At 39.5% G+C, this 25,018-nt stretch carries 25 protein-coding genes; 7 read left to right on the plus strand and 18 right to left on the minus strand.

Going from position 1 to position 25,018, the window contains the following annotated elements; all coding sequences use genetic code 11:
- Positions 1–17 precede the first annotated feature (17 nt).
- Positions 18–1,424, plus strand: a complete 1,407-nt coding sequence (locus tag K333_RS0105555; protein WP_027452433.1) for a tetratricopeptide repeat protein — start codon at positions 18–20, stop codon at positions 1,422–1,424.
- Between the two features lie 125 nt (positions 1,425–1,549).
- Here the strand turns inward: K333_RS0105555 and K333_RS0105560 are convergent, their stop codons facing one another.
- Positions 1,550–1,717 (minus strand): 4Fe-4S binding protein, encoded by a 168-nt coding sequence (locus tag K333_RS0105560; RefSeq protein WP_022327039.1) that lies wholly within the window; start codon positions 1,715–1,717, stop codon positions 1,550–1,552.
- Between the two features lie 262 nt (positions 1,718–1,979).
- Between K333_RS0105560 and porT the strand changes: the two genes are divergently transcribed.
- Positions 1,980–2,705 (plus strand): type IX secretion/gliding motility protein PorT/SprT, encoded by a 726-nt coding sequence (porT, locus tag K333_RS0105565; RefSeq protein ID WP_024989700.1) that lies wholly within the window; start codon positions 1,980–1,982, stop codon positions 2,703–2,705.
- On the opposite strand, the gene K333_RS0105570 is transcribed toward porT, so the two are convergent.
- Both K333_RS0105570 and K333_RS0105575 read right to left on the minus strand, forming a co-directional pair.
- Positions 2,686–3,537, minus strand: a complete 852-nt coding sequence (locus K333_RS0105570) for a bifunctional metallophosphatase/5'-nucleotidase (protein ID WP_024989701.1) — start codon at positions 3,535–3,537, stop codon at positions 2,686–2,688. The two genes, porT and K333_RS0105570, sit on opposite strands and share 20 nt — an antisense overlap.
- Before the next feature lie 28 nt (positions 3,538–3,565).
- A complete protein-coding gene (locus K333_RS0105575) occupies positions 3,566–4,330 on the minus strand; it encodes a 5'-nucleotidase C-terminal domain-containing protein (protein WP_024989702.1) in 765 nt (254 codons plus the stop codon).
- Positions 4,331–4,562: 232 nt separating this feature from the next.
- Here K333_RS0105575 and rplS point away from each other — a divergent pair, with 232 nt between their 5' ends.
- Positions 4,563–4,922 (plus strand): 50S ribosomal protein L19, encoded by a 360-nt coding sequence (rplS, locus tag K333_RS0105580; RefSeq protein ID WP_024989703.1) that lies wholly within the window; start codon positions 4,563–4,565, stop codon positions 4,920–4,922.
- 66 nt (positions 4,923–4,988) lie between these two features.
- On the opposite strand, the gene K333_RS0105585 is transcribed toward rplS, so the two are convergent.
- Positions 4,989–5,231 (minus strand): hypothetical protein, encoded by a 243-nt coding sequence (locus K333_RS0105585; protein ID WP_024989704.1) that lies wholly within the window; start codon positions 5,229–5,231, stop codon positions 4,989–4,991.
- Between the two features lie 110 nt (positions 5,232–5,341).
- Between K333_RS0105585 and K333_RS0105590 the strand changes: the two genes are divergently transcribed.
- Together K333_RS0105590 and K333_RS0105595 are read left to right on the plus strand one after the other, a co-directional pair.
- Positions 5,342–6,523, plus strand: coding sequence for a phosphoribosylaminoimidazolecarboxamide formyltransferase (locus K333_RS0105590; RefSeq protein WP_027452434.1), 1,182 nt, complete (start codon positions 5,342–5,344; stop codon positions 6,521–6,523).
- Between the two features lie 11 nt (positions 6,524–6,534).
- Positions 6,535–6,735 (plus strand): hypothetical protein, encoded by a 201-nt coding sequence (locus K333_RS0105595; protein ID WP_024989705.1) that lies wholly within the window; start codon positions 6,535–6,537, stop codon positions 6,733–6,735.
- Between the two features lie 69 nt (positions 6,736–6,804).
- Here the strand turns inward: K333_RS0105595 and K333_RS0105600 are convergent, their stop codons facing one another.
- From K333_RS0105600 to hpt, 5 genes are all read right to left on the minus strand, one after another.
- Positions 6,805–7,986, minus strand: a complete 1,182-nt coding sequence (locus tag K333_RS0105600; protein WP_024989706.1) for a M23 family metallopeptidase — start codon at positions 7,984–7,986, stop codon at positions 6,805–6,807.
- A 66-nt stretch (positions 7,987–8,052) separates the two neighbouring features.
- Positions 8,053–8,832, minus strand: coding sequence for a peptidoglycan editing factor PgeF (gene pgeF, locus K333_RS0105605; protein ID WP_024989707.1), 780 nt, complete (start codon positions 8,830–8,832; stop codon positions 8,053–8,055).
- A gap of 13 nt (positions 8,833–8,845) precedes the next feature.
- Positions 8,846–10,030: a GTPase ObgE gene (obgE, locus tag K333_RS0105610; RefSeq protein ID WP_024989708.1), complete on the minus strand. Its 1,185-nt coding sequence runs from the start codon at positions 10,028–10,030 to the stop codon at positions 8,846–8,848.
- A 28-nt stretch (positions 10,031–10,058) separates the two neighbouring features.
- On the minus strand, positions 10,059–10,637 hold the full coding sequence (locus K333_RS0105615; protein ID WP_027452435.1) for an adenylate kinase: 579 nt from the start codon (positions 10,635–10,637) through the stop codon (positions 10,059–10,061).
- 27 nt (positions 10,638–10,664) lie between these two features.
- Positions 10,665–11,204, minus strand: a complete 540-nt coding sequence (gene hpt, locus K333_RS0105620) for a hypoxanthine phosphoribosyltransferase (RefSeq protein ID WP_024989709.1) — start codon at positions 11,202–11,204, stop codon at positions 10,665–10,667.
- A gap of 90 nt (positions 11,205–11,294) precedes the next feature.
- On the opposite strand from hpt, the gene K333_RS0105625 reads away from it, so the two are divergent.
- Complete coding sequence (locus K333_RS0105625; RefSeq protein ID WP_027452436.1) at positions 11,295–12,812, plus strand: bifunctional ADP-dependent NAD(P)H-hydrate dehydratase/NAD(P)H-hydrate epimerase; 1,518 nt, start codon at positions 11,295–11,297, stop codon at positions 12,810–12,812.
- A gap of 182 nt (positions 12,813–12,994) precedes the next feature.
- On the opposite strand, the gene K333_RS0105630 is transcribed toward K333_RS0105625, so the two are convergent.
- The 3 genes from K333_RS0105630 to K333_RS0105640 all read right to left on the minus strand — a co-directional run bounded on the left by K333_RS0105630 (position 12,995) and on the right by K333_RS0105640 (position 19,671).
- Positions 12,995–14,008, minus strand: a complete 1,014-nt coding sequence (locus K333_RS0105630) for a class II fructose-bisphosphate aldolase (protein ID WP_024989710.1) — start codon at positions 14,006–14,008, stop codon at positions 12,995–12,997.
- Between the two features lie 849 nt (positions 14,009–14,857).
- Positions 14,858–16,639, minus strand: a complete 1,782-nt coding sequence (locus K333_RS0105635) for a MutS-related protein (protein ID WP_027452437.1) — start codon at positions 16,637–16,639, stop codon at positions 14,858–14,860.
- An 8-nt stretch (positions 16,640–16,647) separates the two neighbouring features.
- Entirely contained in the window at positions 16,648–19,671 is a 3,024-nt protein-coding gene (locus tag K333_RS0105640) for a PEP/pyruvate-binding domain-containing protein (protein WP_027452438.1), read from the minus strand.
- A 128-nt stretch (positions 19,672–19,799) separates the two neighbouring features.
- Here K333_RS0105640 and gdhA point away from each other — a divergent pair, with 128 nt between their 5' ends.
- Positions 19,800–21,134, plus strand: coding sequence for an NADP-specific glutamate dehydrogenase (gene gdhA, locus K333_RS0105645; protein WP_024989711.1), 1,335 nt, complete (start codon positions 19,800–19,802; stop codon positions 21,132–21,134).
- A gap of 46 nt (positions 21,135–21,180) precedes the next feature.
- On the opposite strand, the gene K333_RS0105650 is transcribed toward gdhA, so the two are convergent.
- The 6 genes from K333_RS0105650 to rpsM form a co-directional block, all read right to left on the minus strand.
- The gene (locus K333_RS0105650; RefSeq protein WP_024989712.1) at positions 21,181–21,867 is read right to left on the minus strand and encodes a hypothetical protein; all 687 of its coding nucleotides are present in this window, start codon (positions 21,865–21,867) and stop codon (positions 21,181–21,183) included.
- Positions 21,868–22,014: 147 nt separating this feature from the next.
- Positions 22,015–22,494, minus strand: a complete 480-nt coding sequence (gene rplQ, locus K333_RS0105655; RefSeq protein ID WP_027452439.1) for a 50S ribosomal protein L17 — start codon at positions 22,492–22,494, stop codon at positions 22,015–22,017.
- 34 nt (positions 22,495–22,528) lie between these two features.
- Complete coding sequence (locus tag K333_RS0105660; protein ID WP_024989713.1) at positions 22,529–23,521, minus strand: DNA-directed RNA polymerase subunit alpha; 993 nt, start codon at positions 23,519–23,521, stop codon at positions 22,529–22,531.
- A 14-nt stretch (positions 23,522–23,535) separates the two neighbouring features.
- Positions 23,536–24,144: a 30S ribosomal protein S4 gene (rpsD, locus tag K333_RS0105665; protein WP_024989714.1), complete on the minus strand. Its 609-nt coding sequence runs from the start codon at positions 24,142–24,144 to the stop codon at positions 23,536–23,538.
- Between the two features lie 34 nt (positions 24,145–24,178).
- Positions 24,179–24,568: a 30S ribosomal protein S11 gene (gene rpsK, locus K333_RS0105670; RefSeq protein ID WP_024989715.1), complete on the minus strand. Its 390-nt coding sequence runs from the start codon at positions 24,566–24,568 to the stop codon at positions 24,179–24,181.
- A gap of 21 nt (positions 24,569–24,589) precedes the next feature.
- Entirely contained in the window at positions 24,590–24,970 is a 381-nt protein-coding gene (rpsM, locus tag K333_RS0105675) for a 30S ribosomal protein S13 (protein WP_024989716.1), read from the minus strand.
- Positions 24,971–25,018: the final 48 nt, after the last annotated feature.

Raw genomic sequence — 25,018 nt, forward strand, 5'->3', positions numbered from 1 at the left:
CATCAAAGAAATTGATTATGAAAACAAAGAAATATTTATTAGCTGGCGCCTTGGTACTAAGTTTATCAACTCCAGTAATGGCACAGGATGTAAATTTCAAAAATTTACTAACTCCTATTGAGCAAGCTTTAAAAGCTGACCCTAATAATGCAGAAGCGGGGAAAGACCTCATTAAGAATTACAAGAAGACATTTAAGAAAGATCCAAAAGCATTGGTAGCACTTGGAAACATCTTTGCGATGAACAAGAAATATGCTGAAGCTGAGGAGATGGCAAATCTTGCAATCGCTAAGAATAAGAATTTCGGTGATGCTTATATCCTTTTAGGTGACATTCAAGTAATGAAAGACAACGGTGGTGATGCTGCAAGTTGGTATCAGCAGGCCATGATCATGGATCCAAAGAATCCTCAGGGATACATGAGCTACTCACGTATCTATCAGAAAGTCGATCCAGAAGAGTCTGCTAAGGCTCTGTTGAAGTTACAGGAAGTTCGTCCAGATTTCCCTATCAATGCAGAAACTGCAAATACATTCTACACAGGACAGAAATATGACAAGGCTGTAGAATACTTCAACAAGTGCGACATTAACACTTTGTCAGAATACTATCTGTTCGAGTATGCTGTATCAGCTTACATGAATAACAACAAAGACAAGAGTTTCGAAGTAGCACAATTCGGTATTAACAAATACCCTAGTGACATCTCTTTCTATAGAGTTTCTATGTGGGACGCTGTTGACTTACAGAAATATGACGAGGCTTTGAAGAATGCAAAACTCGTTATTGAAAACGATACAGTAAAGAAATCTGCACGTGACTATACATACTATGGATTAGCTTTAAAAGGTGCAACACAATATGATGCTGCAGTAGAAGCTTTCAAGAAAGCCTTTGAACTAAACAACAAAGACTTCAAGCCATATCAGTATATCTCAGAAGTATATACAGCAGCAGGAAAAGAGGACGAGGCACTTGAATGGAGTCAGAAATATATGGATAATAGTGAGAATACAACTCCATCAGACTTTGCTAAACTCGCTAACATCTATATACAGAAAGTAAAGAAGAACGATCATAAGCAAGCTAACTTTGACAAAGCCATTGCTATCTATGAAAATATGGCTAAGAAATGGCCTTCTTTGCAGAACTGGGCATACCTACAGGCTGGTATCCAAGGTACTTCTTGTGGCTTCGATGACAAGGGTGCAGAATATCTCTTGAAGATAATCAATAACCTTGAACCTAATAAGGACAACCTAAGCGCTGATGACAAGGGTACTTTGATTTCTGCATTGCAAAATATTGGTTACTACTATTGGGGTACTAAGAATAATCTAGAGGAAGCAAAACCATATTATCAGAAACTTCTTGAACTTAGTCCAGATGACAAGAATGCAAAGGCAGCTCTTGGAATTGAATAAACAAAATAAATAAGATAAAAAAGAGATTCAATTTGAATCTCTTTTTTTATACCCCCATCATTATAAAAGGCGACCTAAATTAGGCCGCCTTTTTATTCTTCTATGTAACTAAAAGTATGCTTCTATTAAGGAAGGCTGATAGCCTCGTTAGGACAAACATCAGCACAAGTACCACACTCTGTGCAAACATCTGGATTAATAGAATACTTTTCGCCCTCTGAAATTGCGCCAGATGGGCACTCATCGATACATGTACCACAAGCGATACAATCATCACCAATTACGTAAGCCATAATTAAATAATTTATTGTTAATAATATTGTTTCTATCAATATGGGGAAGCCCCCCATTTTGCATGATGCAAAGATAATAATATTTTTCGTAATACCTAAAATTAAGTATACATTTTTATATAATTTATACGATATCCAATTATTTAGGTAATATATAGCCGATAAAATGTATCTGCAAATGATGAATGAGCCACTACAACAGAAAAGTAAAGATTGAAAGAAGTTTTAAACAATAGAATAGAAACAAATACGTTATCTAACCATGAAAAGATTCATTGGTATAATCATACTATCAGCACTATTCTTAAGCATCAAGGCACAAGAAAGGATTGTACAAAACAAGCCTTATATAGACCTACGCCCTATCCATTTCGGAGTATTAGTAGGCAGTCACTTACAAGATATAGAATTCAATAATGTCGGACTACAGCGTATCACAGATGACAACACCGATCCCAAACAAGTTGTCATATCAACAGACCAAGACAGATGGGATATGGGGTTCACCGTTGGCCTGTTAGGAGAAGTAAGGCTTAACACCTATCTACAATTTAGATGGACACCAGCAATGTATTTCGGTACACGACACATAAAATTCGTAAACCATTCAGATGCAATTGAAAAAAGACAAGAAATCAAATCTACATACATTTCGTCAGCCTTTGATCTCATTGCCGCAGCTCCCAGATTCAACAATCATCGCCCATACGTATTGATTGGACTTAATCCTATGTTAAATCTGAATAATACCAACGACAGTTATATAAAACTCAAAAAATATGATTGCTATACAGAGATTGGTGTTGGCTGTGACCTTTACCTCCCATACTTCAAACTTCGTCCGGAGTTGAAATTCATGTATAGCCTGATAAATTCATTAGACACAAAACATGGCAACAAACTAAGAGACCCTAGTATGCTGCCATATACCAATTCTATTAATAAAGCTCGATCAAAAATACTAGCCCTTACTTTTTACTTCGAGTAAGATCTAAAACAAGTTTACCGACGAAGATTCCATGCTTACCATTCTGATCGATGCCAACATCCTTTCCATCCAAGTTCTTTCGATATTCTAACTGCTTCAGATAAGTATGAGAATGACCGCCAAGAACCAGATCTATGTTTCTGGTACCCTCTACTAACTTAACATCATCATCTCCTCCAATGTTAAAGCCTAAGTGAGAAATACAGATTACAAGATCACATTTCTTTTTTTTCTTCAGGAAAGTTGCCATCTTCCCCCCCACTTCCACAGGATTCAGATATTTAATAGGACCATAATTTTTAGTAGAGACAAGACCAGCCAACTTTGGACAAAGTGCAAATAAACCAATCTTTACACCATTACGCTTGATAATAGCCCAAGGCTTTACAATGTCCTTCAACTTCGTACCAGAGAAATCATAATTTGAACATAAGATTGGAAATTTAGCTTTCTTAAAGATACGAACCATATTATCCATTCCAAAATCGAACTCATGATTTCCTATCGTAGCAGCATCATATCCCATCTCATTCATCAGGCCAATCTCAACATCACCTTTATAGAGAGTATAATAAGGAGACCCCTGAGAAAAATCACCACTATCAAAAAGCAACAAGTTCGGGTTCTGCGCACGCTGTTCCTTAATCATTGCAACACGACGTACAAAACCTCCACGACCAGCAAACAAAGTATCTGCAAGGCCTTTACTTAAAGGCATCACACAGCTATGCGTATCATTCGTATGTAATATCACCAATTGTTTCTGAGCCCAAGCAGATGTAGAAGACATCAGAAGGAAACAAAACAAAAGAAAAGAATTCAGTTTATTCATCACATAAAAAATCTAAGTTCAACATACCTTATTTAACAACAATTCGTCCCTCCATCTTCGGGTCAACAGTAATTCCCTTAGCCATCTGCTCGCGAAAATAATCCATGATAATAAAGCGGGTATCATTTTTCTTCTCCTGTGGAGAAAGAAGATTCCTACCTTTCTTTAAGGCACCAAGTCCATCATTACCTTGAGCAAGATAATCTATTGTCGCAATACGATAATCTTTGGCAAGATCAACTTCTTCACCATTTACCTTTGCATCCAACAGTTTACCATCTTTACTGATTACAAGGTTGACACCATGGTTTATACCTTCACCGCCTCTCTTCGCTATTTGCCCAAACAACTCCAGCAATTCAGAGCCGTTCAATGTAAGGAAACATATTTTGTTCTCAAACGGAGCAACCTCAACAACATCGCCATAAGTAACTTTTCCCTTGGCAAAAGGAGCACGGATACCACCCATATTATAAACAGAAACAACAGGATGTTCATTAAACTCCTTTCCACCCCAGATAAGGATATCAGCCAGAAGATTAGAAATTTCACTTTCAGGCTGATGAGCAGCAACATACTTAGAAATAGTACCAACAACAGGGCTCATAATACTATCTACCTGATGCTGATAAGGTTTTATGAAAGCCACCGCCTTAGCATCCGATGAAGCATCATATCTATCATCAACCAATATGCGAGAACGATGAACACCCGTCAACACATAATGAGAAGAACAAGAAGCACCAAATATAAGCATTGATGCCATTGATAAAAACATAAGTTTACTTTGCATAATAAGCGAATTTATTTTTCCATGCAAAGTTAGTAAAAAATAAACAAATACAGTTTCTGATACCTAATTTATAACAAAATAATTGTAAAATAGCAAAGTAAGAGCTTGAAAATTTGGAAGTTACGAATAAACTTATTAACTTTGCAACCGCTTTTCGGCCTAACCGCTAGCAGTAGAAGAGTTACTTGCAATGTTAGGTTGGAACGACAAACAAATTTAATTATTAAATAAAATGGATTTAATTAAAGTTGCTGAAGAAGCATTTGCAACCGGCAAACAGTTCCCTGAGTTCAACCCTGGTGATACTATCACTGTCGCTTACAAAATCGTCGAGGGTAACAAGCAGCGTATTCAGCTGTATCGTGGTGTTGTTATCAAGATCTCTGGTCATGGTGACAAAAAACGTTTTACTGTTCGTAAGATGTCTGGTACCGTAGGTGTAGAGCGTATCTTCCCTCTTGAGTCACCTAACATCGACAGCATCGAGGTTAACAAGCGTGGTAAAGTTCGTCGTGCTAAGTTGTACTACCTTCGTAACCTTACTGGTAAGAAGGCTCGTATTGCTGAGAAGAGAACTGTTACAGGCGAGTAATCGTCGGTTGACACGAAAAGAAATAAAAAGAGGTTTTACTCGAAAGAGTAAGACCTCTTTTTAATTTTAATCACTTTCATAGTTGGATTCTCCATCATCATCACCACGAAGAGCCTCCTGAAAGTCAGCCCAACTTTGAAACCCCGCAAACAGGGCAATACGGTCTTTCGCTTCAGGCGATAACGAATTAAGAGACCAATGATGCTTCTTAAAAATTTCTACTATCTTATCCAAATTCTTTTGGACATGAATAGAATCCCCTACTTTCTTCTCAACTTCATCTATCAGAAGTTTCCAATCCCGTTTCATAACCTAACGTAATAAAATATGTGCAAAGGTAACTAATTTTGCAGTTTTCTAGCTATATAATTCGAAGAAAAGTAGTAAATTTGCACAAAGATTTATTTATACCACCTAAAATGAAAGAATTAGCTCTAAAGTACGGATGTAATCCAAACCAGAAGCCAGCTCGAATCTATATGGAGAACGGCGAACTTCCGGTTGAAGTTTTAAATGGTCGCCCTGGATATATCAATTTTCTGGACGCACTAAACAGTTGGCAGTTAGTAAAGGAACTGAAGGAGGCCACAGGTCTTCCTGCAGCAGCCAGTTTCAAGCATGTATCTCCTGCCGGTGCCGCAGTAGGACTCCCTTTAAGCGACACGCTCAAGAAGATATATTTCGTCGATGACATCGATTTTGAACTAACTCCATTAGCAAGCGCATACGCTCGCGCACGTGGTGCTGATAGAATGTGCTCTTATGGTGATTTCTGCGCTCTAAGCGACACCTGCGACGAAGCTACAGCACGCCTTATCAAGCGAGAGGTAAGTGATGGTGTCATCGCTCCAGACTATACTCCAGAAGCACTCGAAATTCTCAAAAACAAGCGCAAGGGTACCTATAATGTTATCAAGATAGACCCTAACTATGTACCAGAGCCTGTAGAGCACAAACAGGTATATGGAATTACTTTCGAGCAAGGACGCAATGAAATCAAGCTCAACGATCCTAAGCTATTCGAAAATATTCCTACACAAAACAAGACATTCAGCAAAGAAGCTATCCGTGATTTGATGATCAGTCTTATCACTCTGAAATATACTCAAAGTAACTCTGTATGTTACGTAAAAGACGGACAGGCGATTGGTATCGGAGCTGGTCAACAGAGCCGTATCCACTGTACTCGTCTGGCAGGTAGCAAGGCCGATGAGTGGTGGTTACGTCAGTGTCCAAAGGTGATGAACCTTCCTTTCAAACCAGGTATCCGACGCGCCGATCGTGATAACACCATCAATGTATATATCAGTGAAGAGTGGGAAGATGTATTGCGTGAAGGCACATGGCAACAGTTCTTCACAGAGAAGCCAGAGCCATTGACACGCGAAGAGAAAAAAGCATGGATTGCAAAGAATACAAATGTTGCCCTTGGCAGTGACGCATTCTTCCCATTCGGTGATAACATCGAACGCGCACATAAGAGTGGTGTAGAATATATTGCACAGGCAGGTGGCAGCATCCGCGATGATAATGTTATCGAAACCTGTGACAAATATGGCATCGCCATGGCATTCACTGGTGTTCGTTTGTTCCACCATTAATCTACTGTTATATGGCAGATGAATTTGATCAGATTCTTGAAGGCGGTATCGTCTTTAAAAGTGCCCCGAAAGGAGGCCCTAAAGAAGATAAGGTAAAGACCAAAGCCAAGAAGAAGAAGTACATTACGGGAGCGCACGGTAGCGGTTCTGCTCGACAAAAAGCAAAATATCGTCAGCAGAGAGCCAACCGAAAGTCTCAACGTAAGAAATAAAATGTTTTCTAAAGGACCTTTCTTTTTAAGCGTGCTTAAAAAGAAAGGTCTTAACATTATATGATATCATTATTTTCCCTGTGCATAAAGATTGCGCTGAGAAGATAACTTGCCATTTACATTTAAAGTCAGTGTAGATTGCTGCAGAGATTTATTAGCATGATCAAATATCATAGCAGGATTTACTCGATGGCCTTTATAAAGCACCTCGAAATGCAAATGCTCCGTAGTAGCACGACCGGTACGACCAGTAAGTCCTATCACATCGCCAGCCTTTACCTTCTGTCCCACAGACACCAAATTTTTTGACTGATGTCCGTAAAGAGTTTCAAAACCATAGGCATGCTTAATAACAACACATTTACCATATCCAAAATACCAACCAGAACGGGTAACAACGCCATCAAAAGCTGCCAAGATCTTATCACCAGCACATGTCTTCACGTCAACACCAGAATGATTTCTACGCCCACCATAAGGACTAATCACATGACTACCAGCCAAAGGATATGCCCAATGTGACCGTTCTATATTAGAAAGATTGAGCTTAAATGCTGCATCATTGTCACTAGCCACCTCATCAGAAGGATCAAGACTTGTAATCGTCCTACGTTTTACAGAAACAACAGCAGCCATAGCCTTTGATTTTTTCTCATCAGAAACAACAGATACACGAACATGACGACCTAACTTCTTACAAGTTAGAACTTGTTTACGAAGGCGATGACTATTTAAATCCAGAACAGTCTCAGGATTTATCTTGCCACCATTAATCATAATCGAGAAATCACAATAGGCCTTACCATTCTTTTCACCTACGATAGCAATAGTATTACCCGATTTTACATGCTTTCCGACTTCAACAAGATTCTGTGCATTATTGGCATATACAGTCTCCAATCCATTATCATGGCGAATAACTATAACATTACCCATATTTCCAACTTTACAAGACAAGCGCACGACACCATCAAACATGGCTCTTACCGCGTCACCTTTAGATGTTGTTATCTCAACAATATGATTAGGTAGAAGTTTAGCTTTACCTACTGGTAAAGGAAAAGAATATTCACGTTCACTAAGAACGGCAAAATTAATATCAATAGTATTGCTTCGGTCGAATAATCCAGTCGTCGCAATACTAATCTGCTGCTGTTCAGCAGTAGAGAAATTGTCTTTAACGGGAGCAAAAGCTGATGTCGTCACGATGACAGCTGCCGCCACAAAGACCTGTCGCATTTTCATCTTCATTTTCGCAAAAGGTTTTAACATTAGAGGTTAAACATAACGAAGTAAATAATCTTCGCACAACATTTATTATTTCAAGAGTATACCGGTGAAAATTCTACCCGATTCCTTTCCCAAGCGTCGAGCAGAAAAGAATTCTTCCGGCTGAGAATATGTACATATACCTGACATGTAAATATTTGCGGGAATAACCCCTGCACATTCAAGTTGAATTCGATTACATTCAGGCAAATCAATATGCCATTTATTATACATTTTCGCAATTCTGCTCATATCAAAACCAGCATGAGCGAATTCATCATACACTTCCTGTCCCACCTCAAAAGCATATAACGAAATACCAGGTCCGATAACAGCTTTTATATCTTTAGGATCAGTCTGATAACCATACTGCATTTCCACAACAGCCTTTTCTACGATACGAGCAACAGTACCTCGCCATCCTGCATGAACAGCTGCAGCAGCATGATGTTTTTCATCATATAATAGTACTGGGATACAATCTGCTGTTGATACCCCAACACATACACCTAATTCGTTTGTCATCACGCAATCCACACCTTCAAGAAGCATCTTGCGCGCATTCACCGGCAATTGAAAGTAATTTCCGGTAATCATTCGGCACACAGTATCATGAGTTTGATGAGACTGAATAATATGATCCTCATCCACTCCCAGTACCTGTGCCAAAGATCTACGATTTGCTACGATGCATGACAAATCATCGCCACAAAAACAGTTAATATTGAATTCACCGTAACTACCACTACTCTCCCCACCCTTACGTGTCGTCGAGAATGCCGTTACAGCATTTCCTAAGTCAAAATATTTTAAAACCGGTTTCGTCATAAAGCCATGTCGATTACTCATCCGTATCGACATCTTCATATTCGAAGTCTTCCAAGTCGTCAGCATCTTCGATATCATCATCATCGAGATACTCAATATCATCATCTTCACCTTCTGCATGAAGTTCGGCTTGGAAATTATTCATATCTTTATCACGATGTACGAGGGTGTCTTCAGATGTAATCTCCTGAAGTTTATTACTCTCGCTATTCAACTCTCTCCATAAAACATCTTTCAGTTCATCGATGCCCTTACCCGTTACAGAAGAAATAAATACAACAGGAAGATCATCCGGGAGAGTTTCCTGAAGCATCTCGATCAGCTCTTCATCCAGCAAATCACTCTTTGTGACAGCAAGCACACGATGCTTGTCAAGCATTTCCGGATTAAATTGCTTCAGTTCATTCAACAGCACCTCATAATCGTGCTTAATATCATCGGTATCACCCGGCACCATAAAAAGCAACAGAGAGTTGCGTTCGATATGACGCAGGAATCTAAGTCCAAGACCTTTACCCTCACTGGCACCTTCGATGATACCCGGGATATCAGCCATTACGAAAGACTTATTATCATGATAACCAACAATACCGAGTGATGGTTCCAACGTAGTAAATGGATAATTGGCGATCTTTGGACGAGCACTCGACACTGAAGAAAGCAATGTAGACTTACCAGCATTAGGGAATCCTACCAAACCCACATCAGCCAACAACTTCAACTCGAGGATGATCGTCATCTCTTCCATTGGTTCTCCTGGTTGTGCATATCGAGGAGCCTGGTTTGTAGAAGTACGGAACTGGAAGTTTCCTAAACCGCCACGACCACCTTTCAGTAAGAGCACCTCTTGTCCATCGTAGGTCACATCACATACATACTTACCCGTTTCGGCATTATAAACCACGGTACCACACGGTACATCAATATAAACATCCTTACCGTTGGTACCATGGCATTTATCACGTCCGCCATTACCGCCATGCTCGGCATACACGTGACGTTGATATTTCAAATGCAGCAATGTCCAATAATTATGGTTGCCGCGAAGATAAATGCTGCCTCCATGACCGCCATCGCCACCATCAGGACCACCGTTTGGTTGATACTTCACGTGGCGAAGGTGCATAGAGCCCCGGCCACCCTTACCAGAGCGGCAGTAGATTTTAACGTAATCGACGAAATTGGATTCAACAGCCATATATCAAATTTAAATAGTTCGAAATTAATTAATCAGCAAGTGCATCAATAACCTGGCAGATACGACCAAAGATATCGTCTACAGTGCCAAGACCTTCTACATGATGATGAATACCTTCTTTCTCATACCAGTCGATCAAAGGTGAAGTCTGTGTATGATAAACGTTAAGACGCTTCTTAATAGTCTCTTCGTTATCATCGCTACGACCACTTTCCTTACCACGATTGATAAGACGAGTCATCAATTCATCCTCTGGCACAGCAAGTTCAATCATTGCAGCCACCTTGTGACCACGCTCTGCTAACATCTTCTTAAGAGCCTCAGCTTGTGGGATAGTACGAGGGAAACCATCAAAGATTACACCCTTATGTTCTTTGCCAAATGTATCATATACGCTTGCAAGGATGTCTACCATCAATGCATCAGGAATCAACTGACCATTGTCAATATAACCTTTAGCAGTCTTGCCTAATTCTGTACCATTCTTAATCTCATTACGGAGCACGTCTCCTGTAGAGATATGACCGAAGCCATACTTTTCGATCATCTTGTCGCTCTGTGTACCTTTACCAGCACCTGGAGCACCGAAAATTACAATATTCTTCATTATTATTTTAGATAAGTGTAAATTTGCTTAATCTTCATCAAGTACATAGATATCACGAAGATTTCTACCTTGCTGATCATAATCAAGACCATAACCTACGATAAAGTCATTAGGTATCTCCATCGCCGCATACTCTATATTCAATGGAACCTGAAGTTTTCCAGGCTTAAGCAGCAATGTGCAGATATGAATAGACTTTGGGTTACGAGTACCTAGGCTCTCTACCATACGTTTCATTGTGAAACCGGTATCAACGATATCTTCTACGATAACGACAGTACGACCTGCCAGATCTTCGTTCAATCCGATTACTTCCTTAATCTTACCCGTTGAAGTTGTACCTTGATAAGAGGCAAGCTTAACAAACGAGATTTCACAAGGAATCGTAATATTGCGCATCAAATCAGCTGCAAAGATAAAAGAACCATTGAGAACAGCAAGAAGCAATGGGTTCTTACCATCCATGTCTTTATTAATCTTCTCGGCTACTGCTTTTACGCGCTCTTGAATATCAGACTCCGGAATGAATGTCTTAAAGGTTTTGTCCTTGATTTTAACTTTGCTCATGATGTGATAAAATATATTTGGTGCAAAATTACTAAAAATATACCAAACGATGGGCAAAGATTTGAGTAAATTTCGTATTTTTGCACTCATATGAAGATTTTTACTAGTGCTCAGATTCATGAGCTTGACAAATATACTATAGAACACGAGCCTATCTCTTCCATCGATCTGATGGAAAGAGCAGCAAAAGCTTTATCCCGTGCTATAGAGGAGGAATGGACCAACCGCACACCTATTGTCGTGTTCGCGGGTCCTGGAAACAATGGTGGCGATGCTTTGGCAATTAGCAGAATATTGGCCGAGGACGGATATTCGGTCAGTGTTTTTCTTTTCAATGTGTTGAATCACCTTTCGGAGGATTGTGCTGCCAACAAGCAACGCCTCATTGATGGGAAAAAGGTAAAATCATTTACAGAAATCACATTAAACTTCGATCCACCTGAGCTCACCACTGACACGTTAGTCATCGACGGTCTCTTTGGTAGTGGCCTCAACAAGCCTCTAGCAGGTGGATTCGCAGCAATGGTAAAATATATCAACCAAAGTTCCGCACAGGTTGTAAGCATTGACATTCCATCGGGATTGATGTGCGAAGATAACACATACAACATTCACCAGAATATCATTCATGCTGACCTGACTCTCACTTTGCAGCAAAAGAAGTTATCGATGTTGCTGGCAGATAATCAAGCATATATCGGAAGGTTAAAAGTCCTAGACATTCGTCTTTCACCAACTTACATCTCTGCTACCGACAGTCAGTATCGCATTCTTGAAGAAAGCGACATCCGTTCCCGAATACTTAACCGAAATGACTTTGCACACAAGGGTTCCATGGGGTCGGCATTAATTATTGCTGGTAGCTACGGGATGGCGGGAGCTGCTGTACTTTGTACAAAAGCTTGCTTGCGAAGTGGAGCAGGAAAGGTATATACACATACCCCACGCCGCAACTACGACATCATGCAGATTTCTGTTCCCGAAGCTATATTACAAACTGATCACGAAGAAACTTATTTCTCAGAAACGGTAGATACAGAGGCTTATAATGCCATGGCAATAGGTCCAGGACTTGGTATGCAGGAAAATACTGCTATCACGCTTATTTCACAGATTCGTAGAGCTACATGTCCTATGGTCATCGATGCTGACGCCATCAACATATTAGGCAATCATCGTGCATGGATACAACAGTTGCCTAAAGACATCATCCTTACTCCGCATCCTAAAGAATTTGACCGACTTGCGGGGGCCACAAGCAATGGATGCTACGACAGACTGCACCGAGCACAACAGATGGCTGAGCATCTACAGGCATATATTATCCTGAAAGGTCACTATTCTGCCCTCTGTATGCCTGATGGGCATATCGAATTCAACCCAACAGGAAATAGCGGAATGGCAACAGCAGGAAGTGGAGACGTGCTCACGGGTATCATCACAGCCTTACTGGCACGAGGATATAGCGAAGCTGATGCATGTAGAGTAGGTATGTATCTACATGGACTTGCCGGTGATTTAGCAGCGAAAGACCTCGGTAAGGAAAGCCTTATCGCTAGCGATATCATAGCATATTTACCACAAGCTTTTCTCAGGGTGAATGAATAAATTGCCCTGCCCCCGATAAAGCCTATATTATAATAAGTCTAAGACAAGATTCTTTTAAAGAAATGTCTTAGACTTTTTATTATAGAAAAAAAATAAAAGGCAGAAACGATTTACATCATTTCTGCCTTTCTTTTTATTTATCCTCAACGTGAATTATCACGTCATGACATAATCTAAAACAATTAGTCGAGGTTAGCAAGCTTGTTGTCTGAACCAAGAACGTCAACGATCTTGTGCTTGTACATATCTGTCATGTACTGACGAGCTACCTTACCATACTGACGTGGGTCGAAGTAATCTGGGTGCTGAGCCAAAGTCTCACGAACACCAGCTGTGTAAGCCAGACGAGAGTCAGAGTCGATATTGATCTTGCAAACTGCGCTCTTAGAAGCCTGACGAAGCTGATCCTCAGGGATACCAATAGCGTTAGGCAACTTACCACCGAACTTGTTGATAATCTCAACATACTCCTGAGGAACAGAAGAAGAACCGTGAAGAACGATAGGGAAACCAGGAAGCTTCTTCTCGATCTCAGCAAGAACATCGAATGCCAATGGAGGAGGAACGAGCTTACCAGTCTTAGGATCCTTAGTACACTGCTCTGGAGTGAACTTGTAAGCACCGTGAGAAGTACCGATAGAGATAGCAAGGCTATCGCAACCTGTACGAGTAGCGAAGTCGATTACTTCCTCTGGCTTTGTGTAGTGGCTCTCAGCAGCAACTACTTCATCCTCAACACCAGCGAGGACACCAAGCTCAGCCTCAACTGTTACATCGTGAGCGTGAGCATATTCTACTACCTTCTTTGTCAATGCGATATTCTCCTCATAAGGAAGTGCAGAACCATCGATCATTACAGAAGAGAAGCCCATATCTACACAACTCTTGCAGAGCTCGAAGCTATCTCCGTGATCAAGGTGAAGTACAATTTCAGGAGCCTTGCAACCAAGTTCCTTAGCATACTCTACAGCACCCTCTGCCATGTAGCGAAGAAGTGTAGCGTTAGCATAATTACGTGCACCCTTAGAAACCTGAAGGATTACAGGTGACTTCAATTCTGAAGAAGCTGCGATAATAGCCTGAAGCTGCTCCAAGTTATTGAAGTTGAATGCAGGGATTGCATAACCACCGTTTACGGCTCTCTTGAACATCTCGCGTGTATTTACGAGACCTAATTCTTTGTAACTAACTGCCATAATTTTGTTATATTTAAAAAATGAATAGTCTTGTTTAAACTAAACCGATTGCAAATTTAACATATTATTTTCGGTTGACAAAAATATCATTGTTTTTTAATGTTGCAATCAAGTTAAAATGGTTAATTATCCTTTAAATAAGATGTAATTCTTTAGATTTTGCAAACTGCGTCTTACAAATCTATAGTTTTGTTTGTTTCTTCATTCTATTCTCTTGCAAATTCTGTATGCGCTCTTATTGTTAACTCCGCAGTTGCCAGTTGAATCCTACAAAGTTTAAAATACCTTTCATTCTTTAATTTTCACCCGTAAAAAGGTGTTCATAAGTCGCGAATTCAGAATTTAAAATGAGTTGATCACGAATATTATAAATATGATAAAAAAATGTAATCACTTGGTTATCAGCAAGTTATAATTTTACATCTTATTTTATCCTCTAAATATACTGGATTTATAGCCATTTTCAGTTAACTACGTAAGTTTACATAACTATTCACATCAGCCTACATAGTTAACTGCGTAAGTTGATGAAGTTAACTTCATCTAGAGAAATACCTTTTTGAAGGGTGTTTTCTATGTTTCTCGGGGACATATCGTCTCCCGTACATTCTAGATGGAACAAAAAATCGACACTTTTTCTTTTAACAGTTCTGTATCAAAGTTTAAATATTACAAAAAAATGGTCTACCGCCGTAGACCAATCTTGTTAACCTTAAATCTAATACTATGAAAAACACATGTGCAAAAATAATCACAATCGATCTTTCCACCAAATACAAGATGCCGACAAGTGAATTTTTTACACTTTATTTATATTTTCATATCTTTATTTAAAAGATTTTAATTGTTTTATTGACACTTATCTAATATTTGCTTCAACAAATACGTGGCATTCTGATTACGAGCCACACCGGATGTGATCTTATAATCATACGTCACGTGTTGACCAACTTGTATCTCAAAGCAATAATTATGAAACTGCATCGGACGTTGCTCGGCCAGTTGAGAAAGTTCCAAATCGTGAGTCGCTATTACACCACTGACATTCTTTGATGACATAGACTCTAGAAACAGACGACTGCCATTCAATTTATCCGCAGAATTAGTACCCTTCAATATTTCATCAAGTATCAGCAGAGTTGGACGTTCATCCCCTGATACATAATCTATCAGTTGCTGCAATCGCAATAGTTCTGCATTGAAGTAACTGATGCCGTGACTCAGATCATCTTGCGTGCGCATACTGGAAAACAATTTAAAGCATGACACACGAAGCGAATCAGCAAAAACAGGTATTCCATTCATAGCTAGAATATAGTTTACTCCTATTGCACGAAGGAATGTACTTTTACCTGCCATATTAGCACCCGTGATGATATAATAATTACGGTCTTTTATCCGAAAATCGTTCTTCTTGGCAGTAGCACCTAGAAAAGGATGATATAGATTCTCGGCTTCAAAAATAAGTCGTGGAGTTTCTACGACTTCTGCTTCTTTAGCTTCGGGATGATTATATTCGAAGGTTGCCATCGAGACGAGTGCATCCATATCACTGATAGCCTCTACCCATAAGGGCATTCTGTTTGCAAAGTTCTGTTGCCAATAGGCAAAACGGCGTACTAAGAAATAATCGGAAAGTCCTAAGATATTGAATATAATCAATCCCAAGATATTACTTCTACTTTCAAGACTATTCAATATGCGTTTTAACGCTATAAATGAGTCTGTTGCCATGGAGAGTTGTTCATGGATAACACAGAGGTGTGAAGAGGCAAACTTACTTCCGTCTATCAAACGGACAAGCTGAATTAATGAGGATAATTGTTGATGAAGGTTAGCCACGACTCGACTCATCTGAGATATCGAATGCCGGCAAATCGCCATCATCATGAAAAAATTAGTAACACCCCACCATACAGACAAAGATGAAGATACCCATCCTAAAAACGATGCGATGATACATATCGAAAGAAAGATTATATCCAAACAACATAAGAATTTAACCACAGGGGAATGAAACAAAGTGGGTACTTTTATCTTTTCTATGGCATCAATTGCTTGGGTCACTACGTGTGTATCTATATATTGAAATTCCCCATTCGACTTAAAAGAAGCTAGGAATTCTTCATGACGAGAAAGTTCATGAATAGCGGCCCTGCTATTACGATTCCATTCTATGGTTGATAGCAAATGGGCTAATCGGTCACTTCCACCGGAAGTTACAGTTCGGTTCATCCTATTAAATAGGGAATCTGGACCGAAGATATCTAAATCAAAGGAAAACTCGTGGTGTAGATTCTGATATTCACTTCCATCCCGGAAATCTTCAAAATGAGAATCCAAGGCCCGAAGTTCTTTCTGGTAGACACGCATCAATGCTTCCTTAAGTCTGATACTTACATCGTTTTTTGCATCTGCATTCCTTACAAGAACATATACTACTAAGGATACAAGTGCCAATAACCACCACAAGGAAGATGATGATATGGAAAAATATCCGACAACAGCTCCTATAGCAGTCAAGAAACTAATAATTTCGGCAGTAATAAAACTTCTACTCTTATGTTTCTTTTCTTCTAACTCTATAGAAATATTTTTTATATGCGATGAATAATATTCTTTTAGTTCCATATCTATTCTTATTCTGGCAACAACACAACTCCCTCTTGTCTCATTCCATCCATCAAAATACGCATAGGCTTATCAAAACGTACATGACGGACATACTCTGTCTCCTCAACGGCTGGCATTGCATCAAGAATTTCCTTTCTTATCACCCCACCCTCTCTTGGTATATTGGTGTCTATCGTAAAATAGCCTACTCCAAAAGATGTAAGATTCTGAAAGAAATGGGTACCCTGACTTGGGTCTACACGATAATTTTTAAGGGCAACTTCGACGATGACCTTAGCTGCTGAGATATGTGGCCATTTCACGGGAACACCCAAATACTGATCGCTTGAGCCCCACCTGCCAGGCCCCACAAGTACGTAATTCCGCCCTTCAGCAAGAAACTTTCGATTGATACGTTCTATATCATCTGCCACATAGTAATTGTTCATGGCTGAATAGTTATCGTCATATTTCACATAGACAACATCGGTTACATCCTCTAAGATGCCATGACCTAATGAATTATGAGAACGAAGTATGCATTTGGAGTCTGGTATTACCGTAATATCTTCATCTAGCATTTCCTTACTGTCAACGATTGGACGAATCTGAAGAAGATAGAATTCTCCGGTCTTGTCTTCGTTGACATTACAAGCAAACTCAATTTCAACAGGACGACGCATAGACTCTGCACCATATTTCATTGACATTTGCATGATTTCTGGCAATGGGAATGCTCCTTGGTTCAAGATTCCGTCAAAGGAAATGATCTTGCGTCCTCCCTCATAAAGTCCTGGACGTATTACTTGATCATAGGGATCAAATGTAGAAGCCAGATAATGAAGAGAGCCTTCTTGATCTGCCTCCTTGACTTTTAATTTCAGTATATTAAAACCATCGTCAACCTTAAAATCCTCACAGAAGTGTGACATATCAAGAGCATAGAAACGTGTCTGTGTTTCTTTCAGCGCAATATCCATTTCTGAAGTCTGTAAAACTTGAGATGGGTGATAAGGACAAACTCTCAATGTCTGTCCTCCATCAACAATATATTTGCCAAGACCTAATGCCAACGAGGCAATACCTTCTTCGGCCTTTTCTTCTCCTATAGGGTAATAATTCAATGAACGTAAAACGCCACTTACATTAGGATAGAAATGGTCTCCATATTGATGTCCTACAACTTGCTGAAGGATAACTGCCATTTTTTCTTGGTCTATGACATTAGAAGTAGCCATCATATAAGCTTTGGAATCTCTATAATATACCGAAGCATAAACGGCCTTTATCGCACTGGCTAGCATCTGAAGCATCTGATACTTATCTTCCATGAACGGTATCATATAGGTGCTATAAATACCTGCGAAAGGCTGATAGTGAGAATCTTCCAAAAGAGAACTACTGCGTATTGCGATTGGACTCTTGGTAGCTTCAAAGAATGTAAAGAAGTCGGCTATCAAAGAGTCTGGTAACTGGGCTCTAAGGAAATGACGCAAGATTTCTTCATCTGAAGCATCGCTCAAAGCTATCTGATAAAGGTTATTGTCCTCCATGAACTGGTCAAAGACATCTGTACAAAGAACAACGGTCTTCGGTATTTGTACTTTTGCCTTCTCAAACTGATTAAAGTCGGGATGACGCTTAATGACATTATCAAGAAATGCCAAGCCACGTCCTTTTCCTCCTAAAGATCCTTCGCCTATTCGAGCAAAATGAGCATACTTATCAAACTTCATTCTATCGAAGACTGCCACGACTCCAATATTCTTCATATGACGATATTGTACAATGGCATCAAAAATAATCTGACGATGGGCATTAACGTCTTGGAGTTTATGCCATGTGACATGTTTCAAGAATGCTGAGACTGGGAATATCGCACGAGCTGACAACCATCGACTCATATGGTTTCTACTAATATGATAGAGCATCGAATCGTCCGGTATCTTGAATATATTGTCTTGTAATTCTTTCAGACTGTGTATTCGCATAATCTCTTCATGGGTCTGAGGATTTCTGAATATGAAATCGCCAAATCCCATATGTTCCTCCATCATATGACGGAGGTCTACACTCATTTTCTTGGAGTTCTTATCTACATAAAGAAAATGTTCTTGTTCTGCTTTGGCTCGGTTACTTGTCTCAGAACTCTCCATAATAAGTGGGATATACTCGTTATGTGCTCGGATTGCTCTTAATAATTTCAAACCAGCTTCGTGGTCCTTAAACACCTTCGAGTCACGCAAGGGGGCTGGCTTGTTATCTTGTTCATCCGGATTGATTTCATGAATCGGAAAACGAGCGTCGCTAATAACTCCCAATATATTCTCTGAATATTTTTCATATATACTCATGGCTTCCTCAAAGGTACGTGCCAGGACGACCTTCGGACGACCACGCATACGCATCGTTGCGGCATGAGGGTTTAGTGCCTCCGTAGCAAAGTTCTGACTCTGCTTTAATATATAACTATAAAGGTTGGGAAGTATCGAACTATAAAAACGAATACTATCTTCTACAAGCAGTATCATCTGAACACCGGCTTCCTCGATGTCATGTTCCAGATTCATTTTGTCTTCCAGTAATTTGATTATCGACAGAATCAAATTTGTATTTCCCAACCAACAGAATACGTAATCAAAAATTGAAAGGTCTTCATCTTGCATTCGTTTCGTTATACCATGAGAAAATGGGGTAAGTACAACGCAATGGATATCGGGAAACTTTACTTTGATGTCCCGAGCTACATCAAATGCATCATTGTCAACATTTCCTGGCATGCAAATAACTAAATCTATATTGGTAGATTTCAGTACTTCGGCAGCTTCTTCAGAAGTGGACACTTGGGTAAAAGTAGGTGGATAACGAAGGCCTAACTCCATGTATTCATTGTAGATTTTTTCTTCTATTCGACCATCATCCTCTAGCATGAAGGCATCATAAGGATTGGCTACAATAAGTACATTATAGATTCGACGCATCATCAGATTGACGAATGATACATCTTTTAGATAAAATTTATTCCATTCCTGTGGTACTATATTTTCCATATACTGCTCGCATTAACTTCGCAAAGATACTATTTTTCTTGAATTTACTTGCTTCTTAACATCAAAAATCTTATATTTGTATTGTCGAGAATTAAATTCAAAATAACCAAACTTAAACTTCGATTACTATGGATGTTAACAAACTCATGATTACCTTGGAACAAAAGCATCCTGGAGAATTAGAATATTTACAAGCCGTAAAAGAAGTCTTGCTTTCTATAAAGGATGTATATAATATGCATCCTGAATTTGAAAAGGTAAAACTTATAGAACGGTTAGTAGAACCTGAAAGAATCATTACATTCAGAGTACCATGGACGGATGATCGTGGAGATGTGCATGTTAATCTTGGATATCGCGTTCAATTTAACAGTGCTATTGGTCCGTATAAGGGCGGACTTAGATTTCATTCTTCTGTGAACCTTTCTATCTTGAAGTTCCTAGCGTTTGAACAGACTTTTAAGAATGCACTCACTACACTTCCTATGGGCGGTGGAAAAGGTGGCAGTGATTTTTCTATTCGTGGAAGATCTTCTAACGAAATCATGAGATTTTGCCAGTCTTTTATGGAGGAATTATTCCATTATATAGGTCCTGACGAGGATGTCCCAGCCGGTGACATCGGTGTCGGAACAAGGGAAATTGGTTTCCTTTTCGGTACATATAAGAAGTTATCTCATAAATGGAATGGTGTCTTAACAGGTAAAGGTATCGAATGGGGTGGTTCTGAAATACGGACTAAGGCTACTGGATATGGTGCTCTATATTTCATAAATCAAATGCTGCAAACAAAAGATGTGGATATTGCCGGTAAGACAGTGGCTTTATCTGGATTTGGAAACGTAGCTTGGGGGGCTGCTAAAAAGGCTTCTGAATTGGGAGCTAAAGTAATTACTATAAGTGGACCTGACGGATATATTTATGACCCAGATGGTATTTCTGGAGAAAAGATTGATTATATGCTAGAACTCAGAGCCAGCGGAGATGATATCTGTCAACCGTATGCAGAGAAATTCAATGCGACTTTCGTAAGGGGGGAAAAGCCTTGGACTAAGAAAGCTGACATCTATTTAACTTGTGCGACACAGAATGAACTGAATGAAAATGATGCTCAAATGATTCTGAAAAATCAGCCGATATGTGTTGCTGAAGTTAGTAATATGGGGTGTACGGAAAAAGCTACAGAACTCTTTATAAATGAAAAGATTTTATTTGCTCCGGGAAAAGCTGTTAATGCTGGTGGCGTAGCAACAAGTGGACTTGAGATGAGCCAGAATTCTATGCGACTACACTGGAGTGAGAATGATGTTGATGAACATCTACATCGTATCATACATTCTATTCATGAGCAATGTGTAAAATACGGAAGAACATCTGATGGATATGTCAACTACGTGAAGGGAGCTAACATAGCTGGTTTCATGAAAGTCGCCAATGCTATGATGGCGCAAGGTATTGTGTAATTGGATTTCTTCTGAAAGTATACGATCTATGTATTGACACATATCCCTAACCTTTATGGGTAGGGATATGGAATTCTACCGTTTTACTAATGGTTTTATTTCCTTGGGTTACAGAAGCGCATAACTTCAACATACCATCCCGCAATCGTTTGTCTGATTTTACAATGGCTGTATATCTTATGCCATATCCTGGAGAAATTTTCTCGACATATACACTTGGGGATATATAGATATGTGGATTATTTGATAAATCAACAACCATCGGCATCACGTCTAGAATAGGTTCATTACCTATATTATAAATTTCAAAAACCAATTTACAAACTTCATTTCTATCAATTACATCGTTTTGATTTGCATCTATGAAACGTGCATTACGTATTTCAAGACTGCATGAATCCAATTCATACAGACGATCGTCACCACCATTACTTGCATCAAATCCACTGTTATCTGAATCTGGCTGTGTGGTTACATCATGACCATAGGCATCGTATCTTTCCTGACTCTCGCACTCTTTCTTTTGGGAGACACTGGCTCCAACAACTGCCCCGCCTACCATTCCAACAATAGTACCGATATCAGAACCTCTTGGCCCTCCAGCAATTCCACCAATAGCAGAACCAAGAACTGAGCCTAGAGAACCTCCTGCCCAAACGGCATCACTTGTATATGTCCCACAACTGTTCAACAGAAAGACTGAACACAAAGAAAGAAGAAATATCTTTTTCATATTTATATAACTTGAAACTCTACAAAGATATATAAAATTTAAAATAAATAAGGTTTTCCTATAAATATATTCGAGTTTATACCATAAAAAAGCGTTCCCATTATAAAATGGAAACGCTTATTATAGAGATATTTAATCTTATTCAGATTATTCAGCCTCTGCTGCAGTTTCTTCTGCCTTAGGAGCTTCTGCAACTGTCTCAGCTTTAGCCTTACGACCAGCACGACGAGTCTTCTTAGCAGCAGCCTTAGGAGTTTTTGCCATATTCTCATCGAAGTCAACAAGCTCGATGAAAGCAATCTCTGCAGCATCACCCTGACGTGCACCCAACTTAATAACACGGGTGTAACCTCCAGGACGATTTGCAACCTTAACAGCAACCTCTCCAAAAAGTTCCTTGATAGCCTCTTTGTTCTGAAGATAACGGAATACAACACGACGTGAAGTTGTTGTATCGTTCTTAGAACGAGTGATCAATGGTTCTACATATTTTTTGAGGGCCTTAGCCTTTGCAAGAGTCGTAGTGATTCTTTTGTGCATGATCAATGATACTGCCATATTAGCAAGCATAGCATCACGATGAGATGCAGTACGACCCAGATGGTTGAATTTTTTATTATGTCTCATTTTTTAATCTAATTTTGGACTAGTTAGTAACGAATTACTCTTTGTCCAGTTTATACTTTGAAATATCAGTTCCAAACGAAAGATTCAGACTCTCGAGCAAATCATCAAGCTCTGAAAGCGATTTCTTACCAAAGTTACGGAACTTAAGAAGATCTGTCTTATTATATTGTACCAAATCACCTAAGGTCTCAACATCAGCTGCCTTCAAACAGTTGAGTGCACGAACACTAAGATTCATGTCTACGAGACGAGTCTTAAGTAATTGACGCATATGCAAGATCTCTTCATCAAACTCTTGATTTCCTTCTGACTCTGGACTCTCAAGAGTAATCTTCTCGTCAGAGAAAAGCATAAAGTGATAAATAAGAATCTTAGCAGCCTCCTTAAGAGCATCCTTTGGATGTATGGAACCATCTGTTGTAACTTCAATAAGCAGCTTGTCATAATCGGTCTTTTGCTCAACACGATATGGCTCTACTGAATACTTAACGTTACGTATAGGGGTGTAGATGGAATCGATTGGAAGTACATTAACATCAGTGCAGAACTCACGATTTTCATCAGCCGGTACATAACCACGACCCTTGTTAATTGTAAGATCAATCTGCATTGAAGCTTTGGCATCTAAATGACAAATCACCAAATCAGGGTTTAACACTTCAAATCCAGTCAGATACTTACTTATATCACCAGCCTTGAATTCTGTTGAATTCTCAACGGTAATACTAACTTTCTCATTCTCGAATTCTTCTACTACTTGCTTGAATCGAACTTGCTTGAGATTCAAGATAATGTTGGTAACATCTTCCTTCACACCAGGTACTGTTGAAAACTCATGCTCAACTCCACTAATATGAATAGTGTTGATAGCATAGCCTTCAAGAGATGAAAGGAGAATGCGGCGCAAGGCATTACCAATGGTTACACCAAAGCCAGGCTCAAGAGGACGGAATTCGAACTTGCCGAAATGGTCATTTGCCTCCAGCATTACTACTTTATCAGGTTTTTGAAATGCTAATATCGCCATTAATTTAATGATTTTTATTGTTTAGAGTACAACTCAACGATTAACTGTTCCTTAATGTTCTCAGGGATATCTGCACGCTCTGGCTTGTGCAAGAACTTACCACTCTTTGTGTTCTCATCCCACTCAATCCAAGGATATTTGCTGTGGTTGAAACCAGCAAGAGCTGCCTCGATAACCTCAAGAGACTTTGCCTTCTCACGAACACCTACTACCTGACCAGGCTTTACCTGATAAGAAGCAATGTTTACAACCTGACCATCAACAACGATATGCTTATGACTAACAAGCTGACGAGCTGCTGCACGTGTAGGGGCAACACCCAAACGATAAACCACGTTATCAAGACGACTCTCTAAGCTCTGGAGAAGAACCTCACCAGTGATACCATCAGCCTTAGCTGCTGCATCAAAAAGGTTACGGAACTGACGCTCCAAAACACCATAAGTATATTTTGCCTTCTGCTTCTCTGCCAACTGTGCACCATACTCAGACTGCTTACGGCGACGGTTGTTACCATGCTGCCCAGGAGGGAAATTACGTTTGCTTAAAACTTTATCTGCGCCGAAAATTGGCTCACCAAAACGGCGTGCAATTCTAGATTTTGGACCTATATATCTTGCCATAATTAAAATTCTTTTTAATAATATCTAATGTGAATTAAACACGACGACGCTTTGGAGGACGACAACCATTATGTGGTAATGGTGTTACGTCTACAATCTCTGTTACCTCAATACCTGCACCATGCACAGCACGAATAGCAGACTCACGACCATTACCTGGACCCTTCACGAAGGCTTTAACCTTACGGAGACCAAGGTCATAAGCTACCTTAGCGCAATCCTCAGCTGCCATCTGAGCAGCATAAGGAGTGTTCTTTTTAGAACCACGGAAACCCATCTTACCAGCAGAAGACCAAGAAATAACCTGACCCTCATTGTTAGCAAGAGATACAATGATATTATTGAAAGAGCTATGTACGTGGAGCTGACCCATAGCATCAACTCTTACATTTCTTTTCTTAGATGTTGCTTTTGTCTTTGCCATAATTAAATTCCTCCTTAGAAATTACTTGGTAGCTTTCTTCTTATTAGCAACAGTCTTCTTCTTACCCTTACGAGTACGAGCATTATTCTTTGTGCTCTGACCACGAACAGGAAGACCATTACGATGTCTGATTCCACGATAACAACCAATATCCATCAGTCGCTTAATGTTCATTTGGATCTCTGAACGAAGATCACCTTCTACCTTAAACTCAGCACCGATAATCTCACGGATCTTGGCTGCCTGATCATCAGACCACTCGCTGACCTTCAAGTCACGACTTACGCCGGCCTTATCCAATATCTTTGCTGAACTACTTCGACCAATACCATAAATGTAGGTCAATGCGATTTCGCCACGCTTATTCTGGGGCAAATCTACTCCAACAATTCTTATTGCCATTTTGTAAAATAATTAAATATAAATATTACTTTCTAATTAAAGAGTTTG

This window comes from Segatella albensis DSM 11370 = JCM 12258 (assembly GCF_000426565.1).
In the GTDB taxonomy this organism is placed as follows: domain Bacteria; phylum Bacteroidota; class Bacteroidia; order Bacteroidales; family Bacteroidaceae; genus Prevotella; species Prevotella albensis.

Coding starts and splice junctions, on each gene's coding strand:
- K333_RS0105585 (WP_024989704.1), bottom strand. CDS start 5,231: ATGAAACGGGATTGGAAACTTCTGATAGATGAAGTTGAGAAGAAAGTA.
- K333_RS0105555 (WP_027452433.1), top strand. CDS start 18: ATGAAAACAAAGAAATATTTATTAGCTGGCGCCTTGGTACTAAGTTTA.
- hpt (WP_024989709.1), bottom strand. CDS start 11,204: ATGAGCAAAGTTAAAATCAAGGACAAAACCTTTAAGACATTCATTCCG.
- K333_RS0105660 (WP_024989713.1), bottom strand. CDS start 23,521: ATGGCGATATTAGCATTTCAAAAACCTGATAAAGTAGTAATGCTGGAG.
- rpsK (WP_024989715.1), bottom strand. CDS start 24,568: ATGGCAAAGACAAAAGCAACATCTAAGAAAAGAAATGTAAGAGTTGAT.
- K333_RS0105625 (WP_027452436.1), top strand. CDS start 11,295: ATGAAGATTTTTACTAGTGCTCAGATTCATGAGCTTGACAAATATACT.
- porT (WP_024989700.1), top strand. CDS start 1,980: ATGAAAAGATTCATTGGTATAATCATACTATCAGCACTATTCTTAAGC.
- rplS (WP_024989703.1), top strand. CDS start 4,563: ATGGATTTAATTAAAGTTGCTGAAGAAGCATTTGCAACCGGCAAACAG.
- rplQ (WP_027452439.1), bottom strand. CDS start 22,494: ATGAGACATAATAAAAAATTCAACCATCTGGGTCGTACTGCATCTCAT.
- K333_RS0105640 (WP_027452438.1), bottom strand. CDS start 19,671: ATGGAAAATATAGTACCACAGGAATGGAATAAATTTTATCTAAAAGAT.
- K333_RS0105600 (WP_024989706.1), bottom strand. CDS start 7,986: ATGAAGATGAAAATGCGACAGGTCTTTGTGGCGGCAGCTGTCATCGTG.
- rpsM (WP_024989716.1), bottom strand. CDS start 24,970: ATGGCAATAAGAATTGTTGGAGTAGATTTGCCCCAGAATAAGCGTGGC.
- K333_RS0105575 (WP_024989702.1), bottom strand. CDS start 4,330: ATGCAAAGTAAACTTATGTTTTTATCAATGGCATCAATGCTTATATTT.
- K333_RS0105560 (WP_022327039.1), bottom strand. CDS start 1,717: ATGGCTTACGTAATTGGTGATGATTGTATCGCTTGTGGTACATGTATC.
- rpsD (WP_024989714.1), bottom strand. CDS start 24,144: ATGGCAAGATATATAGGTCCAAAATCTAGAATTGCACGCCGTTTTGGT.
- K333_RS0105615 (WP_027452435.1), bottom strand. CDS start 10,637: ATGAAGAATATTGTAATTTTCGGTGCTCCAGGTGCTGGTAAAGGTACA.
- K333_RS0105650 (WP_024989712.1), bottom strand. CDS start 21,867: ATGAAAAAGATATTTCTTCTTTCTTTGTGTTCAGTCTTTCTGTTGAAC.
- K333_RS0105590 (WP_027452434.1), top strand. CDS start 5,342: ATGAAAGAATTAGCTCTAAAGTACGGATGTAATCCAAACCAGAAGCCA.
- K333_RS0105595 (WP_024989705.1), top strand. CDS start 6,535: ATGGCAGATGAATTTGATCAGATTCTTGAAGGCGGTATCGTCTTTAAA.
- pgeF (WP_024989707.1), bottom strand. CDS start 8,832: ATGACGAAACCGGTTTTAAAATATTTTGACTTAGGAAATGCTGTAACG.
- K333_RS0105635 (WP_027452437.1), bottom strand. CDS start 16,639: ATGGAACTAAAAGAATATTATTCATCGCATATAAAAAATATTTCTATA.
- K333_RS0105630 (WP_024989710.1), bottom strand. CDS start 14,008: ATGGCAGTTAGTTACAAAGAATTAGGTCTCGTAAATACACGCGAGATG.
- gdhA (WP_024989711.1), top strand. CDS start 19,800: ATGGATGTTAACAAACTCATGATTACCTTGGAACAAAAGCATCCTGGA.
- obgE (WP_024989708.1), bottom strand. CDS start 10,030: ATGGCTGTTGAATCCAATTTCGTCGATTACGTTAAAATCTACTGCCGC.
- K333_RS0105570 (WP_024989701.1), bottom strand. CDS start 3,537: ATGAATAAACTGAATTCTTTTCTTTTGTTTTGTTTCCTTCTGATGTCT.